The organism is Nonomuraea sp. B19D2, assembly GCF_040137845.1.
Lineage (GTDB): Bacteria > Actinomycetota > Actinomycetes > Streptosporangiales > Streptosporangiaceae > Nonomuraea.
The window spans coordinates 300,324-319,070 of record NZ_JBEFAK010000008.1 but is presented as its reverse complement, the minus strand read 5'-3'; the positions used below and the strand labels follow the sequence as shown (position 1 = coordinate 319,070).

Annotated in this window: 20 protein-coding genes; 9 read left to right on the top strand and 11 right to left on the bottom strand. The window is 70.5% G+C overall.

What is annotated here, in order from left to right; all coding sequences use genetic code 11:
* Together ABN273_RS18360 and ABN273_RS18355 are read left to right on the top strand one after the other, a co-directional pair.
* On the top strand, positions 1-196 hold a 196-nt coding region (locus ABN273_RS18360), incomplete at its 5' end, for a transposase (protein WP_349450109.1).
* A gap of 195 nt (positions 197-391) precedes the next feature.
* Positions 392-823 carry a hypothetical protein gene (locus tag ABN273_RS18355; RefSeq protein WP_349450108.1) on the top strand — a complete coding sequence of 144 codons (432 nt, stop codon included), beginning with the start codon at positions 392-394 and terminating at the stop codon, positions 821-823.
* Between the two features lie 13 nt (positions 824-836).
* On the opposite strand, the gene ABN273_RS18350 is transcribed toward ABN273_RS18355, so the two are convergent.
* The 6 genes from ABN273_RS18350 to ABN273_RS18325 all read right to left on the bottom strand — a co-directional run bounded on the left by ABN273_RS18350 (position 837) and on the right by ABN273_RS18325 (position 7,124).
* Positions 837-1,619: an SDR family NAD(P)-dependent oxidoreductase gene (locus ABN273_RS18350; RefSeq protein WP_349450107.1), complete on the bottom strand. Its 783-nt coding sequence runs from the start codon at positions 1,617-1,619 to the stop codon at positions 837-839.
* Positions 1,620-1,755: 136 nt separating this feature from the next.
* Complete coding sequence (locus ABN273_RS18345) at positions 1,756-4,032, bottom strand: tetratricopeptide repeat protein (protein ID WP_349450106.1); 2,277 nt, start codon at positions 4,030-4,032, stop codon at positions 1,756-1,758.
* Positions 4,033-4,051: 19 nt separating this feature from the next.
* Positions 4,052-4,807, bottom strand: coding sequence for an SCO6745 family protein (locus tag ABN273_RS18340; RefSeq protein ID WP_349450105.1), 756 nt, complete (start codon positions 4,805-4,807; stop codon positions 4,052-4,054).
* A gap of 49 nt (positions 4,808-4,856) precedes the next feature.
* Positions 4,857-5,669, bottom strand: coding sequence for a diaminopimelate epimerase (gene dapF / locus ABN273_RS18335; RefSeq protein WP_349450104.1), 813 nt, complete (start codon positions 5,667-5,669; stop codon positions 4,857-4,859).
* A gap of 9 nt (positions 5,670-5,678) precedes the next feature.
* Positions 5,679-6,584 carry a tRNA (adenosine(37)-N6)-dimethylallyltransferase MiaA gene (gene miaA / locus ABN273_RS18330; protein ID WP_349450103.1) on the bottom strand — a complete coding sequence of 302 codons (906 nt, stop codon included), beginning with the start codon at positions 6,582-6,584 and terminating at the stop codon, positions 5,679-5,681.
* A gap of 27 nt (positions 6,585-6,611) precedes the next feature.
* Positions 6,612-7,124 carry a methylated-DNA--[protein]-cysteine S-methyltransferase gene (locus ABN273_RS18325; protein WP_349450102.1) on the bottom strand — a complete coding sequence of 171 codons (513 nt, stop codon included), beginning with the start codon at positions 7,122-7,124 and terminating at the stop codon, positions 6,612-6,614.
* Between ABN273_RS18325 and ABN273_RS18320 the strand changes: the two genes are divergently transcribed.
* Positions 7,123-8,037 (top strand): ribonuclease Z, encoded by a 915-nt coding sequence (locus tag ABN273_RS18320; protein ID WP_349450101.1) that lies wholly within the window; start codon positions 7,123-7,125, stop codon positions 8,035-8,037. The two genes, ABN273_RS18325 and ABN273_RS18320, sit on opposite strands and share 2 nt — an antisense overlap.
* On the opposite strand, the gene ABN273_RS18315 is transcribed toward ABN273_RS18320, so the two are convergent.
* The 5 genes from ABN273_RS18315 to miaB all read right to left on the bottom strand — a co-directional run bounded on the left by ABN273_RS18315 (position 8,013) and on the right by miaB (position 12,396).
* Positions 8,013-8,666 (bottom strand): class III extradiol ring-cleavage dioxygenase family protein, encoded by a 654-nt coding sequence (locus ABN273_RS18315; RefSeq protein ID WP_349450100.1) that lies wholly within the window; start codon positions 8,664-8,666, stop codon positions 8,013-8,015. The two genes, ABN273_RS18320 and ABN273_RS18315, sit on opposite strands and share 25 nt — an antisense overlap.
* Before the next feature lie 26 nt (positions 8,667-8,692).
* Entirely contained in the window at positions 8,693-9,427 is a 735-nt protein-coding gene (locus ABN273_RS18310; RefSeq protein WP_349450099.1) for an isocitrate lyase/PEP mutase family protein, read from the bottom strand.
* Positions 9,428-9,516: 89 nt separating this feature from the next.
* Complete coding sequence (locus ABN273_RS18305; protein ID WP_349450098.1) at positions 9,517-10,071, bottom strand: hypothetical protein; 555 nt, start codon at positions 10,069-10,071, stop codon at positions 9,517-9,519.
* Positions 10,072-10,468: 397 nt separating this feature from the next.
* Positions 10,469-10,627 carry a hypothetical protein gene (locus ABN273_RS18300; protein ID WP_349450097.1) on the bottom strand — a complete coding sequence of 53 codons (159 nt, stop codon included), beginning with the start codon at positions 10,625-10,627 and terminating at the stop codon, positions 10,469-10,471.
* Between the two features lie 272 nt (positions 10,628-10,899).
* The gene (miaB, locus tag ABN273_RS18295) at positions 10,900-12,396 is read right to left on the bottom strand and encodes a tRNA (N6-isopentenyl adenosine(37)-C2)-methylthiotransferase MiaB (protein WP_349450096.1); all 1,497 of its coding nucleotides are present in this window, start codon (positions 12,394-12,396) and stop codon (positions 10,900-10,902) included.
* A gap of 138 nt (positions 12,397-12,534) precedes the next feature.
* Between miaB and ABN273_RS18290 the strand changes: the two genes are divergently transcribed.
* The 6 genes from ABN273_RS18290 (at position 12,535) to ABN273_RS18265 (ending at position 18,727) form a co-directional block, all read left to right on the top strand.
* Positions 12,535-13,290: an amino acid ABC transporter ATP-binding protein gene (locus tag ABN273_RS18290; RefSeq protein ID WP_349450095.1), complete on the top strand. Its 756-nt coding sequence runs from the start codon at positions 12,535-12,537 to the stop codon at positions 13,288-13,290.
* Between the two features lie 18 nt (positions 13,291-13,308).
* Positions 13,309-14,163, top strand: coding sequence for a glutamate ABC transporter substrate-binding protein (locus ABN273_RS18285; RefSeq protein ID WP_502911055.1), 855 nt, complete (start codon positions 13,309-13,311; stop codon positions 14,161-14,163).
* 80 nt (positions 14,164-14,243) lie between these two features.
* Entirely contained in the window at positions 14,244-14,933 is a 690-nt protein-coding gene (locus ABN273_RS18280) for an amino acid ABC transporter permease (RefSeq protein WP_349450093.1), read from the top strand.
* The gene (locus ABN273_RS18275) at positions 14,930-15,835 is read left to right on the top strand and encodes an amino acid ABC transporter permease (RefSeq protein ID WP_349450092.1); all 906 of its coding nucleotides are present in this window, start codon (positions 14,930-14,932) and stop codon (positions 15,833-15,835) included. The genes ABN273_RS18280 and ABN273_RS18275 overlap by 4 nt, the downstream gene beginning before the upstream one ends.
* Before the next feature lie 184 nt (positions 15,836-16,019).
* Positions 16,020-16,868 (top strand): glutamate ABC transporter substrate-binding protein, encoded by an 849-nt coding sequence (locus ABN273_RS18270; protein WP_349450091.1) that lies wholly within the window; start codon positions 16,020-16,022, stop codon positions 16,866-16,868.
* A 50-nt stretch (positions 16,869-16,918) separates the two neighbouring features.
* Positions 16,919-18,727 carry a S9 family peptidase gene (locus ABN273_RS18265; protein ID WP_349450090.1) on the top strand — a complete coding sequence of 603 codons (1,809 nt, stop codon included), beginning with the start codon at positions 16,919-16,921 and terminating at the stop codon, positions 18,725-18,727.
* Positions 18,728-18,747 lie beyond the last annotated feature (20 nt).

Genomic DNA, 18,747 nt, shown 5'->3' with positions numbered 1-18,747 from the left:
GGTCGCCATCAGCAAACTCGTCAACTCTCTCAAGGGCGTCTCCTCCCACTACCTGTGCAAGGAATTCACCGGCCGCGTCACCCGCGCCATCATGCAGGGCCTCTTGTGGTCACCCAGCTACTTCGCCGCCTCTTGTGGCGGAGCCCCACTCTCGATCATCAGGCAGTACATCGAACAGCAGCGCCGACCGGCATGACGCCCTGGGTCCGCGCTACGCGCTCCGGTCTGTCCCGGCTCCGCCGGGTCATCCCCTGCAGGGGACCGTATTCATCCCCGGCCTGAACGCCGAGGCTTTCTGCGGACCTTCGGTAAACGCTCGATGAGCATGCCTTGGGCAGCCTTAGCGTCGCCTTAACCTGGCCTTAGCCGTACATGGGGGAAGGTGAGGGCGATGAAGAGACTCGTGCTGGCCTGGGCCGCCACCGCCGTCGCCGCCACCGGCGCGGCCGTGGGGGTGCTCGCCCTGCTCGGCACCGGCCTCACCGGCGACTCCGGCCACGTGCTCAGCCAGGCGGAGGTCCGCGCGGCCCTGAGCACCGCGACCCAGCGCGCCCCCGGCCCGGCCACCGCCCTCACCCCGAGCACCGCCACGCCGTCGCCGGGCAAGCTGATCCGCAGTCCGGGTGGCACCGTGATCGCTTCCTGCGAGGGCGACCTGGTCACGCTGCGTTCGTGGAGCCCGGCCCAGAACCACTCGGTGGACACGGTAGAGCCGGGTCCGGCGCGCGAGGCCAAGGTGGAGTTCGAGCCGGACGAGGGCGAGGAGGTCGAGCTCAAGATCACCTGCTCGTCCGGCCAGCCGGTGACCCGCACGGGCTCCTAGCGATCCTTGGTCGCTAGGTGAGCAGCACCCCGCCATCCACCGGCATCGTCACCCCGGTGATGTACGAGGCCGCGTCGCTGGCCAGGAAGACCGCCGCGGCCACCAGCTCGGCTGGGTCGCCGGGCCGCTTCATCACCACCCTCGACTCCACCATGCTTTCCACGTAGCCGGGTTTGTACTGCTCGGTCATCTCCGAGAGAAAGAACCCCGGCTCCAGGCAGTTGACCCTGATGCCGCGCCGGCCGGTCCACTGCTGCGCGAGGTCCCGCGTGAGCCCGATGACCGCCGCCTTGGACGCGCTGTAGGCGGCCTGCGGCAGCCCGGCCGTGGTCTCGCCGAGGATGCTGCCGATGTTGACGATGGATGAGCCGGGGCGCATGACCCGCGCGCATGCCTGGGCCATCCAGTACGTGCCGAGCAGGTTGACGTCGATGACCTGACGGAACTCCTCGGGCGTCTCGCGCAGCGCGGGCACGGCGGTGCCGATGCCGGCGTTGTTGATCAGCACGTCGACCGCGCCCATGGCCTCGACCGCGGCGGCCACCAGCGCGTCGCAGTCTCCGGGCCGCGACACGTCGGTCTGCACGGCCAGGCATCGGCGGCCGGTCTCCTCGACCAGCCGCCGCGTCTCCTCGAGCCGGTCGGCGCGCCGGGCGCCGATCACGACATCGGCACCCGCCTCGGCCAGGCCGCGGGCGAACGCGACGCCCAATCCCGCGGACGCGCCGGTGACGATGGCCACCTTGCCATCGAGAGCGAACCGCTCCAGCACGTCACATCCCGCCTTCCAGCTCACTCACGAGCACCGCCCGCGGCGCACGTGTCCCATGCACGGGACACGGCGTGGCAACGGCCGCGTGGCGCATCCCGTGCCGAGCAGGCGTCGCGCGTAGGCGACGCACCCTGGGACACGGGACGCGGCGCGGCCACCGTCAGAGGCCGTATTCCTTGACGATCCGCTCGTGCCGCTCCACCTCGACGTCGATCTCGCGGGCCAGGTCGAGCCAGGCCAGCGGGTGCACCCACCGCTCGGTGGCGTCGTCGAGCAGCGCGTCGACCTCCGCCGGCGACACGTCCGGCGGCACCGCGACCCAGCCGAAGACGCCGGGCAGGGACTCGCCGGACGTCGGGTGGGTGACGGTGTAGTTTTCGTCGCTGTAGACCCACATGGGCCAGCCGCGCTCGGCCATGACCTCGGTGAACTCCGCCCAGTCCTCCTCGCTCGGCGCGGCGCCGTCGAAGAAGTAGCTGGTGTAGCCGCCGGGCCGCAGGATGCGCACCGCGGCGAACGGCGGCACGAAGTTCTGCTGCTCCTGGGGGTCGTCGGGGACCGGCTCCAGCAGCTGCGGGTCGAAGACCACCAGGTCGCCGGCGTTGTAGTCCATGCCGCGCGGCTGCGGCAGGGCCAGCCTGGCGGTGGCGGGGCCGGTGCGGATCGACAGCACCTGGCGCTGGCCGCCGTCCGGCGCGGGGAGGATGACCCTGATGAGGCCCATCTCCTCCTCGATCGGGCCCTCCTTGGACTTGATCGGCATGCCGATCTTGGCGGCGCCCTTGCGTACGGTGTCCCAGTCCTCCGTCGAGGTGGCCATGACGATCATGCGCCAGACGTCCTCATCGGTGAGCTCGTCCAGCACCTCCAGCAGCACCTGGGCGGCCCTGGCGTTCTCGTCGAGCTGCTGGGCCGCGCCGGACAGCAGGCGGCGGGCGTCGAGCCCGGCCCCGGCGGCGACGGCGTGCTCGGCCGCGTCGAGGGTCTCCTGCCAGCGCTCGCGCGCGCTGTGCAGCCTGGCCAGCGCGAGCTGTTGGGCGGCGTGCGGCAGCAGCGCGGCCATCTGCTCGAGCCGCTCGTCCTGGCGGGCCTCGACGAGCAGCGTGGTGAGGTAGGCCACGTCGTCGGAGTCGGCGGTGGCGATGTCGCCGGTGTCGACCAGCAGCTTCCAGTAGATGTCGGCGCCGGTGGCGGGGAAGCCGAGGAAGCCCAGCGTGGTCGTGTGGCGGCGGGTGGCCTCCAGGTCCTCGCCGGACAGCGGCGCGAGCCAGCCCACCCACCTCTCCGGGTCGGCGTTGAAGCCGTCGGCGGCGTCGAAGAGCCCGACCAGTTCGCTCAGCGGTCCCGGGGCCTCGGGCTCGGCAGCGGCGTCGGCGGCGGCCCGCAGCGCGGCCATCCGCTCGCCGATGCCCTCGCTCTGGCGCAGCTCGGCGGCGCCGGACTCGGCCAGGTCGGCGAGGAGCCTGGCCTGCCACACGCCCTGCCTGGCGACGGCCAGGTCGCCCGCGACCAGCGCGAGCTCGACGCGGGCGCGGTAGCCGCCCATCATGCCGAAGTAGTCCATCCACTGGCGCAGCACGCGGCCGAGCTGCCAGGTGTTGGCGATCTGCGCGGAGCCGGCCAGCTTGGCGACCGCCTGCGACCACTCGACGAACACGCGCGGGTGCTCACCCACCACGTCGAGGTCGGGCAGCGCGTCCACGGCCTCGGCGGTGCGGCCCAGCGTGGCGAGGATCAGGGCCCGCCGCACGCCGTCGCGGTGCTCCTTGGCCACCGGGTCGTCCGCCTTGAACTCGGCCGCGGCCTGCAGCGCGTTGAGCGCGTCCTCCGTGCGGCCCGCCGCGAACAGCGCCCTGGCGCTCTCGGCGGCGAGCTCCCAGCTCGCCTCGCGGCCCGCGACCCGCAGCCGCTCGACGGCGGACTCGGCGTAGGTCACCGCCTCGCCCGGCGTGCCCGCGTCGATGAGCGCGGCGACGTACTGCGTGACGAGCCCCGTGAAGGCGGGCTTCTCCGGGCTCAGGCCCTCGATCCACGTCCCCAGCGTCTCGAGGCGGTCGCTCGCGTAGCCGGGGCCGTCGGCGTTGGCCCACGTGACGGCCAGCGCCTCGACGGCCGCCGGGACGGCCGGGCACTCGCGAACGTCCTCGCGCTGGGCGAACGCCAGCAACTGCTGCGCGTCGTCCACGGCGACCGCGCCCTGCGCCCGGTCGCCGATGCGGCCGATCAGGTGCCAGTAGCGGGCGTAGAACTCGAGCCAGGGCAGCTCAAGGGCCTCCGCCTGCTGCGCGATGGCCGGCGCCATGACGTCGAGCTGCGGATATCTGCCCTCGTAGGCCTGTGCGGGAAGGTCTCCCAGCGCCATGGCAAGGCCAACGTTGCCCGCCTCAGAAAGCTGCTGCTGGGTGTCGCCCACCCAGGCCCAGATGTCCACGTCCATGGGCAGCCAGTCTGCCAGGTCAACGAGCGTGCCCAAAACGCAGAAGCCCGATCAGCTCGTCCGATTCGTTGTCGTCGAGGACCGAGAACACCGGCGCCATCAGGTCGTCTGTCGTCTCCTCCACCGCCGCGCGCCGCGCGAGGACGTCGGGGCCGGGCGTGGCGTACGGCTCCGGCCATTGGAAGAACTTTGCGATCATCTCCCCCGCGGCCTGTCCGAACGGCGTCGCGTCGTGGCTGGTCGCGAGCGTGGCCGCCAGCGGGTCCAGGCCCGCCGCGACCACCGCGTTGGCGTGCAGGCCGCCGCGCAGCTCGCGTACGACGTGCATGAGCTGCGTGGCCCGGGCGGGCGGATCGTCGGCCAGCGGCACGGCCCGCCACCCGGCGAACAGCGGGGCGCCGACGGGCGATGCCTGCTCGACGACCGGCTGGAGCAGCTCGGCGATCCTGGCGCAGCCGTCGTAGCCGCCGAGTTTGCGCCGGCCCCAGGCCCTGCACACCTCGGCGTACAGCTCGACCGCCTGCTCGGCGGCGAGTTTGCGCCCGCCGTTCCAGCTCTCCTCGACGTGCTGGGGCGGGAAGAAGACGGCGACCGAGGTGACGACGTCGGCGTCGCACTCGCCGAGCACGCCGCAGCGGCCTCTGAAGTAGAGCTCGCGGGGGCCGAGGCCGTACTCCTCGCAGACGGCCTTGGCCTCCCTGGAGATCATCCATCCGCCGCCGAGCTGGCCGATCGGCGCCTTGACCTGTGCCGCCGTGGTGCGCGGGTCCGCCATGGTCCACCCCTCAGTTCGCGAAGTGGACCCAGCATCTCTCAGGAGAACATCATTCTGCAAGCATCAGCTCTCCGCTGGCCACGATGACCGCGGGGCCGGAAAGGTAGCTCGTGTCCTCTTCGAGGGTGACGGTCACCGTGCCGCCGGGCACTTCGATCGTCCAGGTGCCGGTGGTGTCGCCCGACAGGGCCGCGGCGGCGACGGCCGTGGCCACTGTGCCGGTGCCGCAGGAGCGCGTCTCGCCGCAGCCGCGCTCGTAGACGCGCATGACCGCGCGGCTGGTGCCGACGGGGTTGAACAGCTCGATGTTGACCCCGCTGGGGAAGACGCCGGGGTCGAAGCCGGGCTGGTGGGTGAGGTCGAGCTGGACGACGGGGTCGCCGATGGCGCAGGCGAGGTGGGGGTTGCCCAGGCTGATGTGCAGCCCGGTGTACTCGTGGCCGCCGACCGTCGCCACGCTCTCGCCGAGCACGACGGGCTTGCCCATGTCGACGGTGATGTCGCCGTTCGGCTCGGCGCGGACCTTGCGTACGCCGCCCCTGGTGGCCACCGCGAACTCGGTGGAGTGCTCCAGCCCCGCGTCGATCAGGTAGCGGGCGAACACGCGCATGCCGTTTCCGCACATCTCGGCCACGCTGCCGTCGGCGTTGCGGTAGTCCATGAACCACTCGGCCGCGACGGCATGCTCGCTCACCTCATGGCTCTCCTTGGTGCGCGTCACCACGAGCACGCCGTCAGCCCCTATGCCGGCTCTCCTGTCGCAGATCTTGGCGACGAGCGAGGCTGTCACAGCTGCCTCTCCGCCGGGGTCGGGAAGGATGACGAAATCGTTCTCGGTGCCGTGCCCCTTGAAAAACCGCATTTTTTAAGTTTATGCGAAAGGGTGTGCGGAGATTAGGGCGAGGGACCGCTCAAGCAGGTCCGGTGCGTCGTACGGCAGCCAGCACACCCTGGGATCGCGGCGGAACCACGACTCCTGCCGGCGGGCGAAGCGCCTGGTGGCCCTGACGGTCTCCTCGATCGCCTGCTCCTCGCTCCACTCCCCCTCAAGGAAGCGGATGACCTGGGCGTACCCGAGGGCGCGGCTGGCCGTGCGGCCCAGCGCCAGGCCCTGCCCGAGCAGGCTCCGCACCTCGTCGACCAGGCCCCCCTGCCACATGCGCCCGACCCTGACCGCGATCCGCTCGTCCAGCTCCGGCCTGGGCACGTCGAGGCCGATCTGCACGCTCGGGTAGACGGCGTCGTAGCCGGGCATGGTGGCCGAGAACGGGCGGCCCGTGTGCTCGATCACCTCCAGCGCGCGGACGATGCGGCGGCCGTTGCTCGGCAGGATGGCCGCCGCGGCCGCCGGGTCCTGCTCGCACAGGCGCTCGTAGAGCGGGGCGGAGCCGCGCTCGGCCAGCTCGCCCTCCAGCCTGGCCCTGATCTCGGGGTCGGTGCCGGGGAACTCCAGCTCGTCGATGGCCGCGCGTACGTACAGGCCGCTGCCGCCGACCAGCACGGGCACCTCGACGATGTCGATGACCGCCCTGGCCAGCTTCTGGTACTCGGCCACGCTGGCCGTGACCGTGACGTCCCAGACGTCGAGCAGGTGGTGCGGGACCCCGCGCCGCTCGGCCATGGTGAGCTTGGCCGTGCCGATGTCCATGCCCCGGTAGAGCTGCATGGAGTCGGCGTTGACGCACTCGCCGCCCAGCCGCAGCGCGATGTCCACGGCGAGATCGGACTTCCCGGCCGCGGTGGGACCCACGACGGCGATGACTGGCTTCTGGCTCACACCGACAAGTCTGCTAGAGATCGAGGCCTAAAAATCCAGCAGGGTCGGTTGCAGGTAGCCCTCGTGGGTCAGCAGCCAGCGCTTGGTCTCCACGCCCTCGCCGCCGCTGAACCCGCCGAGGCCGTTGCCCGCGATCACGCGGTGGCAGGGCACGATGATCGGGATGGGGTTGGAGCCCATGATCGAGCCGATGCCGCGGGCGGGCACGCTGGAGCCGCTGCGCGCGGCCAACTCGCCGTAGGTGACGGCGGTGCCGTACGGGACCTGGTGCAGGGCCTGCAGCACCCGCAGCCGGGAGCCGGACATCAGCCGCCAGTCCACCGGTGTCTCGAAGGTCTTCAGATCGCCCGCGAAATAAGCATTCAGTTCGGCGACCGCGAAGGCCGTACGATCCGAATCATGGACTTCAGCCAGACCGAGGCGGTCGGTCGGCCGCGGACGGGAGCCCCAGCCCGACGCGACGATGCCGACCTCGGTGACGGCCAGCACGAACGGCCCGACCGGCGTCGGCACCTCGGCGAACGCGACTGTGGTCATCATGTCCTCACGTGAGTTGGTGGTGCTGGGCACCTCCAGCGCGGTCCCCACCCGACACCGTAATCACAATGGCTACCTTCTGCGCTGGGACGGACAAGGCTACCTTTTCGACCCCGGCGAGGGCACTCAGCGGCAGATGCTGCTCGCCGGCGTGAACGCCCACGACGTGCACTGGATCTGCCTGACACACTTCCACGGCGACCACTGCCTGGGCGTGCCCGGGGTCGTGCAGCGCATCGCCCGCGACAAGGTCAGGCACCCGGTGCGCGCGCTCTTCCCTGCCTCCGGCGAGACGTACTGGCGCAGGCTCCGCCACGCCGCCGCGTTCGCCGACACCTCTGTGATCTCCGAGCACGCTCTCTCCGGCGACCTCGCCACCGTCGGCCCGCTGACCGCACGCCGCCTGTCCCATCCCGTGGAGTCGTACGGCTACCGCGTCCAGGAGCCGAACGGCCGCCGCATGCTGCCCGACAAGCTGGCCGCCTACGGCATCCGCGGCCCCGAGATCGGCGAGCTCCAGCGCACCGGCTCGGTGCGTGGGATCACGATCGACCAGTGCAGCGTGCCCAAGCCGGGGCAGAGCGTGGCGTTCGTCATGGACACGCGGCTCTGCGACACCGTGTTCGAGCTGGCCTCGGGGGTGGACCTGCTGGTGATCGAGTCCACGTTCCTGTCGTCGGAGAGCGCGCTGGCCAAGGAGTACGGGCATCTGACGGCGTTCGAGGCGGGGCTGGTGGCGGCCGACGCTGGAGTGCGCAGGCTGGTGCTGACGCATTTCTCCGAGCGGTACGGGTTCGACGCCGAGCCCGCCTTCGTGGCGGAGGTGCGACGGCACTTCGACGGCGAGGTCGTGCTCGCCCGCGACCTGATGAAGATCCCGGTGCCGAAGCGTCAGGTCCACAGACCGGCGAAGTAGCCCACGCCGTAGGGGGCCGCCTCCATCAGCAGCCGGCCCTCGTACCCGCGGGCGCCCGCCGCGCCGGCCAGCACCTGGAGTGCGGCCCGCCCGCTCACCCACAGTCTCTCCGCCTGCGCGGGGTCGAGGGTGGCGAGGGCGCCGGGGTCGGCGTGGGCGATGGCGTTCGCGATCAGGTCGTTGTACGGTTTCGCGGCGTCGTCGTACTTGCCCGGGGCCCGGGGGCTCAGGCAGGCGGAGCCGTCGGCCATGACCAGCAGCGCCACCCGGTCCGCGACCTTTCCTAGTTTTTCGCCAAGCAGCCGGCATTCCTTGCTTGTCGCATCGTGCGCGACGGACTGGAAGCTGTCCGGGGCCCGATCGCCCAGGAGCCAGCGGCCGACGGTCAAGGACAGCGGGAGCACGGGGGGCTCGTCGCGGCCGGCCGTGACGTCCAGCCCCCATGGGCGCAGGGTGCCCGCCGCCTGGCCGCCGTATGTGCTCGTGCTCTCGGCCCCGCCCACCACGAGCAGCACGTCGGGACGGGCGTCGCGGAGCGCGGCGATCGCGGCGTGGCAGGCGGAGCGGAGGTCGTCCAGCTGGAGCGCGATGAGCGGGGTGGGCGGGCAGACGGCCGCGGCGACAAGCACGGGGGCAAGCGTACGCGGCGTGCAGGTCAGTACGGGCTGCGCCCTTCCTTGACCTTCGCGATCAGGCTCTGGGCGTGGACGTGCGCGGCCCGGTGCAGCCCGCCGCCGAAGCTGATCCTGGCCACCCCCAGCTCGGCCAGCCGCTCGAATGCCGGGAGCCCGGGCCTGAAGAGTATGTTGACGGGCCCGCCCAGCTCGCTCACCAGCGCCTTGATCTCGTCCTCGTCCCCCAGCCCGATCGGGTAGACGCAGTCGGCCCCCGCCGCCAGATACCGCCGCCCGCGCTCCACCGCCTCCTCGCGGGCGGTCCGGCCGAGGAGGTAGGTGTCGACCCGCGCGTTGACCACCAGCCCCTGGCCGGCCGCGGCCCGCAGCTCCGCGAGGAAGTCCGCCTGCTCGCCGGGGTCCACCAGCGCGCCGGCGGTGGAGTCCTCGATGTTGCAGCCCACGGCTCCGGTCGCGGCCAGGCGTTCGACCAGCTCGGCCGGCTTGAGGCCGTAGCCCCGCTCGATGTCGGCGGTGACCGGCACGTCCACGACCCTGACGATGCGGGCGATCGCCGCCATCATCTCGCCGACCGGCGTACCCTCGCCGTCCTCGTAGCCCAGCACCTGGGCCACGGCGGCGCTGCCGGTGGCCACGGCCGGGAACCCGGCTTCCTGCACGGCACGGGCGGAGGCGGCATCCCAGACGTTGGGCAGGATCACGGGCCTTCCCGGCACATGCAGCGCCCGTAGGACCTCGGCTTTGTCAGTCGTCATGCGCCGACCCTACGGAGTGCGGTGGCTCCTGCCGTAGGTCCAGTGCCACCGATATTCGCCGAGCCACTTGACGGGGCGCTCGCCCGCGCTCAGCAGCCGCTCTTCGCGCACTGGCCGCTCAGCTCGCCCGCCGGGCCGTCCGCGGGGTTGTCGGCCTCGGATGGCTGCGGCGCCTTGGTGGGGGACGTCGTGGCGGGCGTCTTGCCGTCGCCGGTCCCGGCCGTGCCACGGGACGGGTTCGTGCCTGTGTCGGTGGCGGGGTCGCCGCCCGAGCCCACGTCCGTCACCGCGTCTCCCATGGAGCCGTCGTCGGGGGCGTCCGTGGAGAGGTCGTCGTCAGGGGCGTCGGTGGTGGCGTCGCCCGTGGTGGCGTCGTCGCCCCCGAGGTCCTCGTTCCCTCCGACGCTCTGCGAGGGCGCTGGACGGCCGACGCCCGGTTGCGCCGTCTCGCCCTGGCCGCCGGCCAGCAGATAGCCGGCACCGCCCGCCGCCAGCACGGCGACGAGCGCCGAAGCGGCGATGACGACGGTCTTCCTGGTGTTCTTCGGGGGTTTGCCGGCCGGGGTCGTAGCCCTGGCCGCCGGGCGGGCGTCTCCGGGCCCGGACAGGATCTCGAGACGATCCGGCTCGATCGGATCTTGCATGGTGGTGCGGCTCCCTGCGGTCGTATCGGGGGAAAGCTAACCGGCTTCTAGGGGTGATGGACCACACTAGCCGCAACGACCGAATGCTCGCACACCAATCACAAAGGAATCACGACTTGTCCCCCTCTAGATCAATTTGCCCAGGTCGTCGTGCCCGCCTCGCACCCGTGGCCGGAGCCGCCGGAGTGCTCGTCACCGCGATCACCGGCATATTCCTGGCATTCACCAACGCGCAGGAGGCGTCACCGGAAAGGTCATCGGAATTCGATCGGGAAAGCACGCTTTCCCCACGGGCGAATTTCTCGTACGTTACCGGGACTCCGGTTCCGCCTGTCTCGCAATCACCGGATGGATCGTTCCAGGACGGCACTTCCGAGCTCCTGCCGCTCTCCTGGGTTCACTCCGTCCCGCCGCCGGAATCGACGATCTCCGACACCCCGTCCAGCACCGCGGAGCCGCCTCCGGCGACCGTCATGGGACCCTTGGTTCTTACGGACCCCCCGGGGTCCACGACGGGACCTCCCGCGTCCAGCGCCGTGCCACCGCCGCCCGCCACGACATGGACGCAGCCGCAGCGATCGGCGGCTCCCCAGCCGCCTCCCGCCTCCGGCTCAGCCGCTCCTCAGCCGAAGGTCCTGCCCGCTCAGCCGAAGGTACTGCCCGCTCCCCGGACGCCCGCCGAGGAGGAGCCAGACCGGCGCGCCGACCCGGCTGCGTCGATTTCGGGCAGGGTTGCCGCGGATCCCTGCGCCACGTTCCACGACTTCCGCCGCGAACCCTGCTACGCCTACCTGAACCGCCTCACCCGCTGACCGCCGCAGGTGGGCCTCAGTGCGCCGAGCAGGCTCCTGAAGGAGCGGCAGGGGCGGGGGCGGGGCGGCCGATGGTGGGCATGCCCAGCAGGACGCCCGAGGACTGGGCAGAGCCGGACTGGCGCGACTCCCAGGCGTCGCCTGCCCTCGTGCGCCTGAGGCCCTTGACCGGCCCGTCCGCCACCAGGTGGTGCGGGGCCGCGTACGTCACCTCGACCGTCACCATGTCGCCCGGCCTGGGGGTCTCGGCGCCGGCGCTGAAGTGCACCAGGCGGTTGTCGGGCGCCCGGCCCGACAGGCGGTGGGTGGCGTCGTCCTTGCGGCCCTCACCCTCGGCCACCAGGACCTCGAGCGTGCGCCCCACCTGCTTCTTGTTCTCCTCCCATGAGATCTCCTCCTGCAGCGCCACCAGCCGCTCGTAGCGCTCCTGCACGACCTCCTTGGGGATCTGGTCGGGCATGGTGGCCGCCGGGGTGCCCGGGCGGATGGAGTACTGGAAGGTGAAGGCGTTGGCGAAGCGGCTCTCGCGGACCACGTCGAGGGTGGCCTGGAAGTCCTCCTCTGTCTCCCCAGGGAAGCCGACGATGATGTCGGTCGAGATGGCCGCGTCCGGCATGGCGGCGCGCACCCGCTCGATGATGCCGAGGTAGCGCTCCGCACGGTAGGAGCGGCGCATCGCGCGCAGCACCCGCGAGGAGCCCGACTGCAGGGGCATGTGGAGCTGGTGCATGACGTTGGGCGTCTCGGCCATGGCGGCGATCACGTCGTCGGTGAAGGCGGCGGGGTGGGGCGAGGTGAAGCGGACCCGCTCCAGGCCGTCGATCGTGCCGCACGAGCGCAGCAGCTTGCCGAAGGCCAGGCGGTCGCCGAACTCCACGCCGTAGGTGTTGACGTTCTGGCCGAGGAGCGTCACCTCCAGCACACCCTGGCCGACCAGGGTCTGGACCTCGGCGAGGATGTCGCCGGGGCGGCGGTCCTTCTCCTTGCCGCGCAGCGACGGCACGATGCAGAACGTGCAGGTGTTGTTGCAGCCGACCGAGATGGCCACCCAGGCGGCGTAGGCCGACTCGCGCTTGGTGGGCAGCGTCGAGGGGAAGACCTCGAGCGACTCCTTCAGCTCGACCTGCGCCTCGCCCTCGATGCGGGCCCGCTCGAGCAGCACCGGCAGCGAGCCGATGTTGTGGGTGCCGAACACCACGTCGACCCAGGGCGCCTTGCGGACGATCTCGCCCTGGTCCTTCTGCGCCAGGCAGCCGCCCACCGCGATCTGCATGCGCGGGTTGCGCGTCTTGGCGGGCCTGAGGTGGCCGAGGTTGCCATAGAGGCGGTTGTCCGCGTTTTCCCGCACGGCGCACGTGTTGAACACGACCACGTCGGCGGTCTCACCGTCGGAGGCGGGCACGTAGCCGGCGTCCTCCAGCAGACCGGACAGGCGCTCGGAGTCGTGCACGTTCATCTGGCACCCGTATGTGCGCACTTCGTATGTGCGGGCGCCGTCCTGGGTCACAGTCATCGCACGTTCAAGGGTAGTCGCTGTCCGGCTTGGCAAGGCCCGTACCGATCCAAAAGGCCAGCTTGGTGGCATGATGTGATCGGATCGGTACCGCTTAGTTAGTGACCAGCACTCTGCGGACCGTCTACGGTTTGACGCATGACGGAGAACGGCAACGGCGCTCCACTCGTACGGCTGGAGAACGTCAACAAACACTTTGGGGCGCTGCATGTCCTGAAGGACATAAATCTGACCGTCTCCCGGGGCGAGGTACTGGTCGTCATCGGTCCTTCGGGCGGAGGCAAGTCCACGCTCTGCCGGGCCGTCAACCGGCTGGAGACCATCGACGGCGGGAGAATCATTTTCGACGGCCAGCCGCTGCCTCAGGAAGGTAAAGCTCTGGCAAAACTTCGTGCCGATGTCGGCATGGTGTTCCAGTCGTTCAATCTTTTCGCGCACAAGACCATTCGGGAGAATGTGACGCTCGGCCCGATCAAGGTCCGCGGCCAGGCGCGCGACGCCGCCGACAAGCGGGCCATGGAGCTGCTCGAGCGCGTCGGCATCGCGGCGCAGGCGGACAAATATCCCGCCCAGCTGTCGGGCGGTCAGCAGCAGCGGGTCGCGATCGCCAGGGCGCTGGCGATGGACCCGAAGATGATCCTCTTCGACGAGCCGACGTCGGCCCTTGACCCCGAGATGGTGCAGGAGGTCCTGGACGTCATGATCGGGCTGGCCCGCGACGGGATGACCATGATGGTCGTCACCCACGAGATGGGCTTCGCCCGCAGGGCCGCCAACAGGGTCGTGTTCATGGCCGACGGCCAGATCGTGGAGGAGAACAACCCGGACGCCTTCTTCGGGTCTCCCCAGACCGACAGGGCCAAGGATTTCCTTTCTAAGATTCTGACGCATTGAGAGAGCCGAGGTAGGACGATGCATATCCGTCGCGTGAGCGCTGCCCTCGTTGCCGCCGGGGCCATGATCGCCGGTCTCGCCGCCTGCGGCGGCGGTGGGGCGACCACCGTGGTGCAGAAGGCCAAGGACGAGAAGAAGCTCGTAGTCGGCGTGAAGTACGACCAGCCGGGTCTGGGCCTGAAGAAGCCCGACGGCACGGTCGAGGGCTTCGACGTGGATGTCGCCAAATACATCGCCGGCAAGCTGGGCGTGCCGGAGAGCGGGGTCGAGTTCAAGGAGGCCCGCTCCGCCAACCGGGAGAGCTTCCTGAAGCAGGGCCAGGTCGACCTGGTGATCGCGACCTACTCGATCACCGACGCGCGTAAGCCGCAGGTGACCTTCGCCGGGCCCTACTACCTGGCGCACCAGGACTCGCTCATCCGGGCCGACGACAACACGATCACGAGCCTCGACACCCTCAAGGGCAAGAAGGTCTGCCAGGTCAGCGGCTCCAACTCGTGGAAGAACATCACCGAGGGCACCAACAAGCAGAACCTCAAGGTCGAGGCGACCCTGGTGCCCGCCGGCGGTTACGACGAGTGCATCCAGAAGCTCAAGACCAAGGCGGTCGACGTCGTGACCACCGACGACACGATCCTCGCCGGCTTCGCCAAGCGCGAGGGCACCGGCGTGAAGGTGGCGGGCGCGCCGTTCACGGACGAGAAGTACGGCATCGGCCTGAAGAAGGGCGACGTCGAGAGCTGCAACGAGATCAACAAGATCGTGGCCCAGATGTGGTCCGACGGCACCGCGGCCAAGCTGCTGGAGAAGCACTTCGCCGGCACCGGGCTGAAGTTCGAGACCTCGGCGCCGCCCGCTGAGGGCTGCTCCTGATCTCCCGTCCGGGTCCGATCGCACGGCGGCGAGCCTGAGCCGCTCAGGCTCGCCGCCGAGCACTGTCGACGAGGAATGTCATGGACACCTCTACCCTGTTTGACTTCTCCCCGCTGGTACAGGAGTTCGACAAGATCCTCCTGGGCTTCTGGGCGACGATCCGGCTGACGCTCATGAGCGGGCTCTTCGCGCTCATCCTCGGCACCGTCCTGGTCTCCATGCGCGTGGCTCCCACCCCGGTGCTGCGCTGGGCCGGGACCTTTTACGTCAACGTCGTCCGCAACACCCCGCTGACCCTGGTGCTGATCCTCTGCGCGCTCGGGCTCAGCGACACGATGCAGCTCACCTTCTCCGACCAGCCCTCCACCAACTACTTCTGGTGGGCGGTGGCCGGCCTGTCGGCGTACACCGCGGCGTTCGTGTGCGAGGCGCTGCGTTCCGGCATCAACACCGTCTCCGTCGGGCAGGCGGAGGCGGCCAGGGCCATCGGGCTGACGTTCGTCCAGTCGCTACGGCTGATCGTGCTGCCGCAGGCGTTCCGGTCGGTCATCGCCCCGCTGGGCAGCATCCTGATCGCCCTCACCAAGAACACCACGATCGTCACCGTGGCGAGCTATCTCGACGCGGCGGCCCAGATGAAGCAGATGTTCGACGACTTCGGCGGCACGATACCCATCTTCCTCGGCTTCGCCTTCGGCTACATGGTGCTGACCCTCCCCACCGGCTTCTTCTTCGGCTGGCTGGCCAAGCGACTGGCGGTGGCCCGATGACCAGCGTTCTGTTCGACGCCCCCGGGCCGCGCGCGCGGCTGCGCAACAACGTGCTGACGCTGCTGTCCGTCGCGGTCCTGCTGCTCATCGCGTACGTCGTGATCTCGACGCTGGGCGACAAGGGCCAGCTCGACGCCGCCAAGTGGGAGCCGTTCCTGCGCGGCGACACGTGGACGGGCTTCATCATCCCCGGCGTGATCGGCACCCTGCAGGCGGCGGTGGTCGGGGCCGTGCTCGCGATGCTCTTCGGCGTGGTGTTCGGCCTCGGCAGGCTCTCCGACCACCGGGCGATCCGCCTGTTCTGCGGCGGCGTCGTGGAGTTCTTCCGCGCCATCCCGCTGCTGATCCTCATCTACTTCGTGCAGGCCGGCCCGGCCACGCTGAGCGGCTACACGGTCAGCGTGCCGGCGTTCTGGGCCGTCGTCATCGGCCTGACGCTGTACAACGGGTCGGTGCTCGCCGAGATCGTCCGCGCGGGCATCCTGGCCGTGCCGAGGGGCCAGTCCGAGGCCGCCTACTCCATCGGGCTGCGCAAGTCCGAGGTGATGCGCCTGGTGCTGGTCCCGCAGGCGACCACGGCGATGATGCCGGCGATCGTCAGCCAGATGGTCGTGCTGCTGAAAGACACCGCGCTCGGCTGGATCATCGCTTACGAGGACCTGCTGAACGCCGGGCTGAAGCAGTTCGCGGTCAACTACGGCAACCTCATCCCGAGCGCCATCGTGCTGGCGCTGTTCTACGTGCTGATCAACCTGGCTCTCAGCTACCTCGCGCACTGGCTCGAGCGCCGCAGCCGCCGCAGCCGCAAGTCGGCGGCGGGAGGACCGATCGCGCCGCCTTCGGCGATCGGCACGGGTCCCACCGGCGGCTCTGGACGGGGGGCCGTCGCCACGCTGGAATGACGGCCCTTTACCTGAAGAACGGACGGCGGCGGCGCGCGAACCTGCGTGCCGCCGCCGTCCGCGTTCCCCTTGCGGCAGCAAAGCCCCAAGAAGGTGCCACAACTCGGTTAAATACCGCCAATGTCCCGTTCCCGTACTGGATGCCGGGCGAGCACACTCCTGTAGCAAGAGACCGGGGGTGTCCATGCGGCGGGCATATGTGGCGTTGGCAGCCGCCACCGTCATGGGCCTGGCCGCATGCGGTGGCGGAGGCTCGTACAGCACTGTCGTAGGCAAGATCAGGAACACCGGGCACGTCGTCGTCGGCACCAAGTGGGACCAGCCGAGCCTGGGACTGGTGGTCGGGCCGGGCGACCCGCAGGGGTTCGACGTGGACGTCGCCAGATACATCGTCAACTATCTCGCGCACGGCCGCCACGTGGACATCACGTGGCGGGAGTCGCCCTCGTCCGCCCGGGAGGCGCTGCTCCAGAACGGCAGCGTGGACCTCATCGTCGCCACCTACACCATCACCGAGGCGCGCAGGCCCAAGGTGACGTTCGCCGGCCCGTACGTGATCGTCCAGCAGGACACGATGGTCCGCGCGACCGACACCAGCATCAAGAAGGTGTCCGACCTGCGCGGCAAGCGGCTCTGCCTGGCGGAGGGCTCGAACTCGTACCGGCGGGTCGTCGATCCGCCGCCCGACGGCAAGCTGGACCTGCCCGCGGTGCTGGTGAACGCGGCCAACTACTCCGACTGCGTACGCAAGCTCACCGACCACCGGCTCGACGCGGTGAGCACCCAGAACCTGATCCTGGCCGGGTTCGCCCAGCAGGAGCCCGGCCGCTTCCGGCTGCTGAACGACCCGATAATCGACGAGAGGTGGGCCGTCGGGATCAAGAAGGGCGACGCCGCCACCTGCGAGGCCGTCAACCAGGCGATCGCCGCGATGTGGCATGACGGCACGGCCACGCGGCTGCTGCACAAGTGGTTCGGCAAGACGGGGCTCAAGCTGCCGTGGTATCTGCCGAAGCCGGAGGGGTGCCCCTGAACTGTGGGGACCGCCGCACACCGCCGCCGATCTTCCGGCAGGATGCGGGTATGCCTTTCTGGCCCTCCCCCATTTCGACCAGAGACGTGGCCGGCTCCGGCGTGCGCCCTGGCTGGCCCACGGCCCAGGACGGCCGGGTCTGGTGGACCGAGGACCGTCCCGACGAGGGCGGGCGCACCACGATCGTGTGCCGCGCGGCCGACGGCACCGAACGTGAGCTGCTGAGGGCTCCCTGGAGCGCGCGCACCAGGGTTCACGAGTACGGCGGCAAGCCGTACGCCGTGACCCCTGAGGGCGAGGTGGTCTTCGCCCACCTCAAGGATCAACGCCTGTACATTCTGCGCGAATACGGCGAACCAAAACCCCTCACGGAGGAGGGCTGCCGCTACGCCGACCTGTCGGTGCGCGACGGCCAGGTCTGGTGCGTACGCGAGCACCACGACGGCGACGGCAAGGTCACCAGGTCGGTCGTGTCGATCCCGCTGGACGGCGGCGAGACCAGCGAATGGGCCACCGGCTGCGACTTCTACGCCTCCCCCGCCGTCTCCCCCGACGGGCGGCATCTGGCCTATGTCTGCTGGAACCACCCGCGCATGCCCTGGGACGGCACCGAGCTACGCGTCACCCGGCTGTCGGGCGGCGGCTCGTGGACGGTGAAGGGCGGCCCAGAGGAGTCCGTACTGGCCCCGGCCTGGAAGGACGACGCTGGCCTCTACCTGCTCTCCGACTGCTCCGGCTGGTGGAACCTCTACGAGATCGGCCTCCACGGCGACGGCCTGCGCGCGGTCCACGCCGCGGAGGAGGAGTTCACGCTGCCGCCGTGGCGGCTGGGCGGGCCGCCCTACACCATGCTCGGCGACGGGCGGCTCGCGGTCCTGCACGGGCGTGGCGACCTGCGGCTGGGCGTGCTCGACCCGGTCTCAGGCACGCTCACCGACCTCGACGTGCCCTACGACGGGTGGGACGCGGCGCTGGCCGCCGAGGGCATGTCCGTGGTCGGCATCGGGTACGCCCCCACGACTCCCCGGTCGGTCGTCAGCGTGGACGCGGCCTCCGGTGAGTCCCGCTCGCTCAGGAGCGACAGGGCACGCCTGCCCGACCCGGCCTACCTGCCCGTGCCGAGGGCCGTCGAGTCGCCGGTGCCCGCCTTTCTCTACCCGCCGTACGGCCCGGCGACCGACGGCGTGCCACCGTTCGTGATCTTCGTGCACGGCGGGCCGACCGCGCACGCCGACACCGCACTCGACCTGGAGAAGGCGTTCCTGACCTCGCGCGGCATCGGCGTGCTCGACGTCAACTACGGCGGCTCGACGGGCTACGGCCGGGCGTACCGCGACCGGCTGAAGGGCCAGTGGGGGCTGGTCGACGTGGCGGACACGGTCGCCGCCGCCCAATGGCTGGCCGCGGAGGGGTTGGCCGATCCCCGCAGGATCGCGGTGCGCGGTGGCAGCGCGGGCGGGTGGACCGTGATGGCGGCCTGCTGCCGATCCGACGTGTTCGCCGGCGGGGTGTCGTACTTCGGCGTCAGCGCGCTCGCGCCGCTCGTCGCGCACACCCACGACTTCGAGTCGCGTTACGTGGAATGGCTGGTCGGACCGGAGGGCCCGCAGGTGTACGCCGCCAGGGAGCCGCTCGCCCTGGTGGACGGCGTGACCTGTCCCATGCTGCTCCTGCAGGGGCTCGACGACCCCGTGGTGCCGCCGGAGCAGTCGTCGGCCTTCGCGGACGCGCTGCTCGAGCGGGGCGTGCCGTGCACCTATCTGGCGTTCGAGGGCGAGTCGCACGGCTTCCGCCGCACGGAGACGCGGGCGGCCGCGCTGGCCGCCGAGCTGGCCTTCTACCAGCAGCTTTTCGCCTGATTACCGGGGCTCATCGGTTG

Bases quoted from the DNA above. Each gene is read 5' to 3' on its own strand.
- ABN273_RS18355 (WP_349450108.1), top strand. From the start codon at position 392: ATGAAGAGACTCGTGCTGGCCTGGGCCGCCACCGCCGTCGCCGCCACC.
- ABN273_RS18345 (WP_349450106.1), bottom strand. From the start codon at position 4,032: ATGGACGTGGACATCTGGGCCTGGGTGGGCGACACCCAGCAGCAGCTT.
- ABN273_RS18340 (WP_349450105.1), bottom strand. From the start codon at position 4,807: ATGGCGGACCCGCGCACCACGGCGGCACAGGTCAAGGCGCCGATCGGC.
- dapF (WP_349450104.1), bottom strand. From the start codon at position 5,669: ATGCGGTTTTTCAAGGGGCACGGCACCGAGAACGATTTCGTCATCCTT.
- ABN273_RS18320 (WP_349450101.1), top strand. From the start codon at position 7,123: ATGTCCTCACGTGAGTTGGTGGTGCTGGGCACCTCCAGCGCGGTCCCC.
- ABN273_RS18325 (WP_349450102.1), bottom strand. From the start codon at position 7,124: ATGATGACCACAGTCGCGTTCGCCGAGGTGCCGACGCCGGTCGGGCCG.
- ABN273_RS18310 (WP_349450099.1), bottom strand. From the start codon at position 9,427: ATGACGACTGACAAAGCCGAGGTCCTACGGGCGCTGCATGTGCCGGGA.
- ABN273_RS18305 (WP_349450098.1), bottom strand. From the start codon at position 10,071: ATGCAAGATCCGATCGAGCCGGATCGTCTCGAGATCCTGTCCGGGCCC.
- miaB (WP_349450096.1), bottom strand. From the start codon at position 12,396: ATGACTGTGACCCAGGACGGCGCCCGCACATACGAAGTGCGCACATAC.
- ABN273_RS18290 (WP_349450095.1), top strand. From the start codon at position 12,535: ATGACGGAGAACGGCAACGGCGCTCCACTCGTACGGCTGGAGAACGTC.
- ABN273_RS18285 (WP_502911055.1), top strand. From the start codon at position 13,309: ATGCATATCCGTCGCGTGAGCGCTGCCCTCGTTGCCGCCGGGGCCATG.
- ABN273_RS18280 (WP_349450093.1), top strand. From the start codon at position 14,244: ATGGACACCTCTACCCTGTTTGACTTCTCCCCGCTGGTACAGGAGTTC.
- ABN273_RS18275 (WP_349450092.1), top strand. From the start codon at position 14,930: ATGACCAGCGTTCTGTTCGACGCCCCCGGGCCGCGCGCGCGGCTGCGC.
- ABN273_RS18270 (WP_349450091.1), top strand. From the start codon at position 16,020: ATGCGGCGGGCATATGTGGCGTTGGCAGCCGCCACCGTCATGGGCCTG.
- ABN273_RS18265 (WP_349450090.1), top strand. From the start codon at position 16,919: ATGCCTTTCTGGCCCTCCCCCATTTCGACCAGAGACGTGGCCGGCTCC.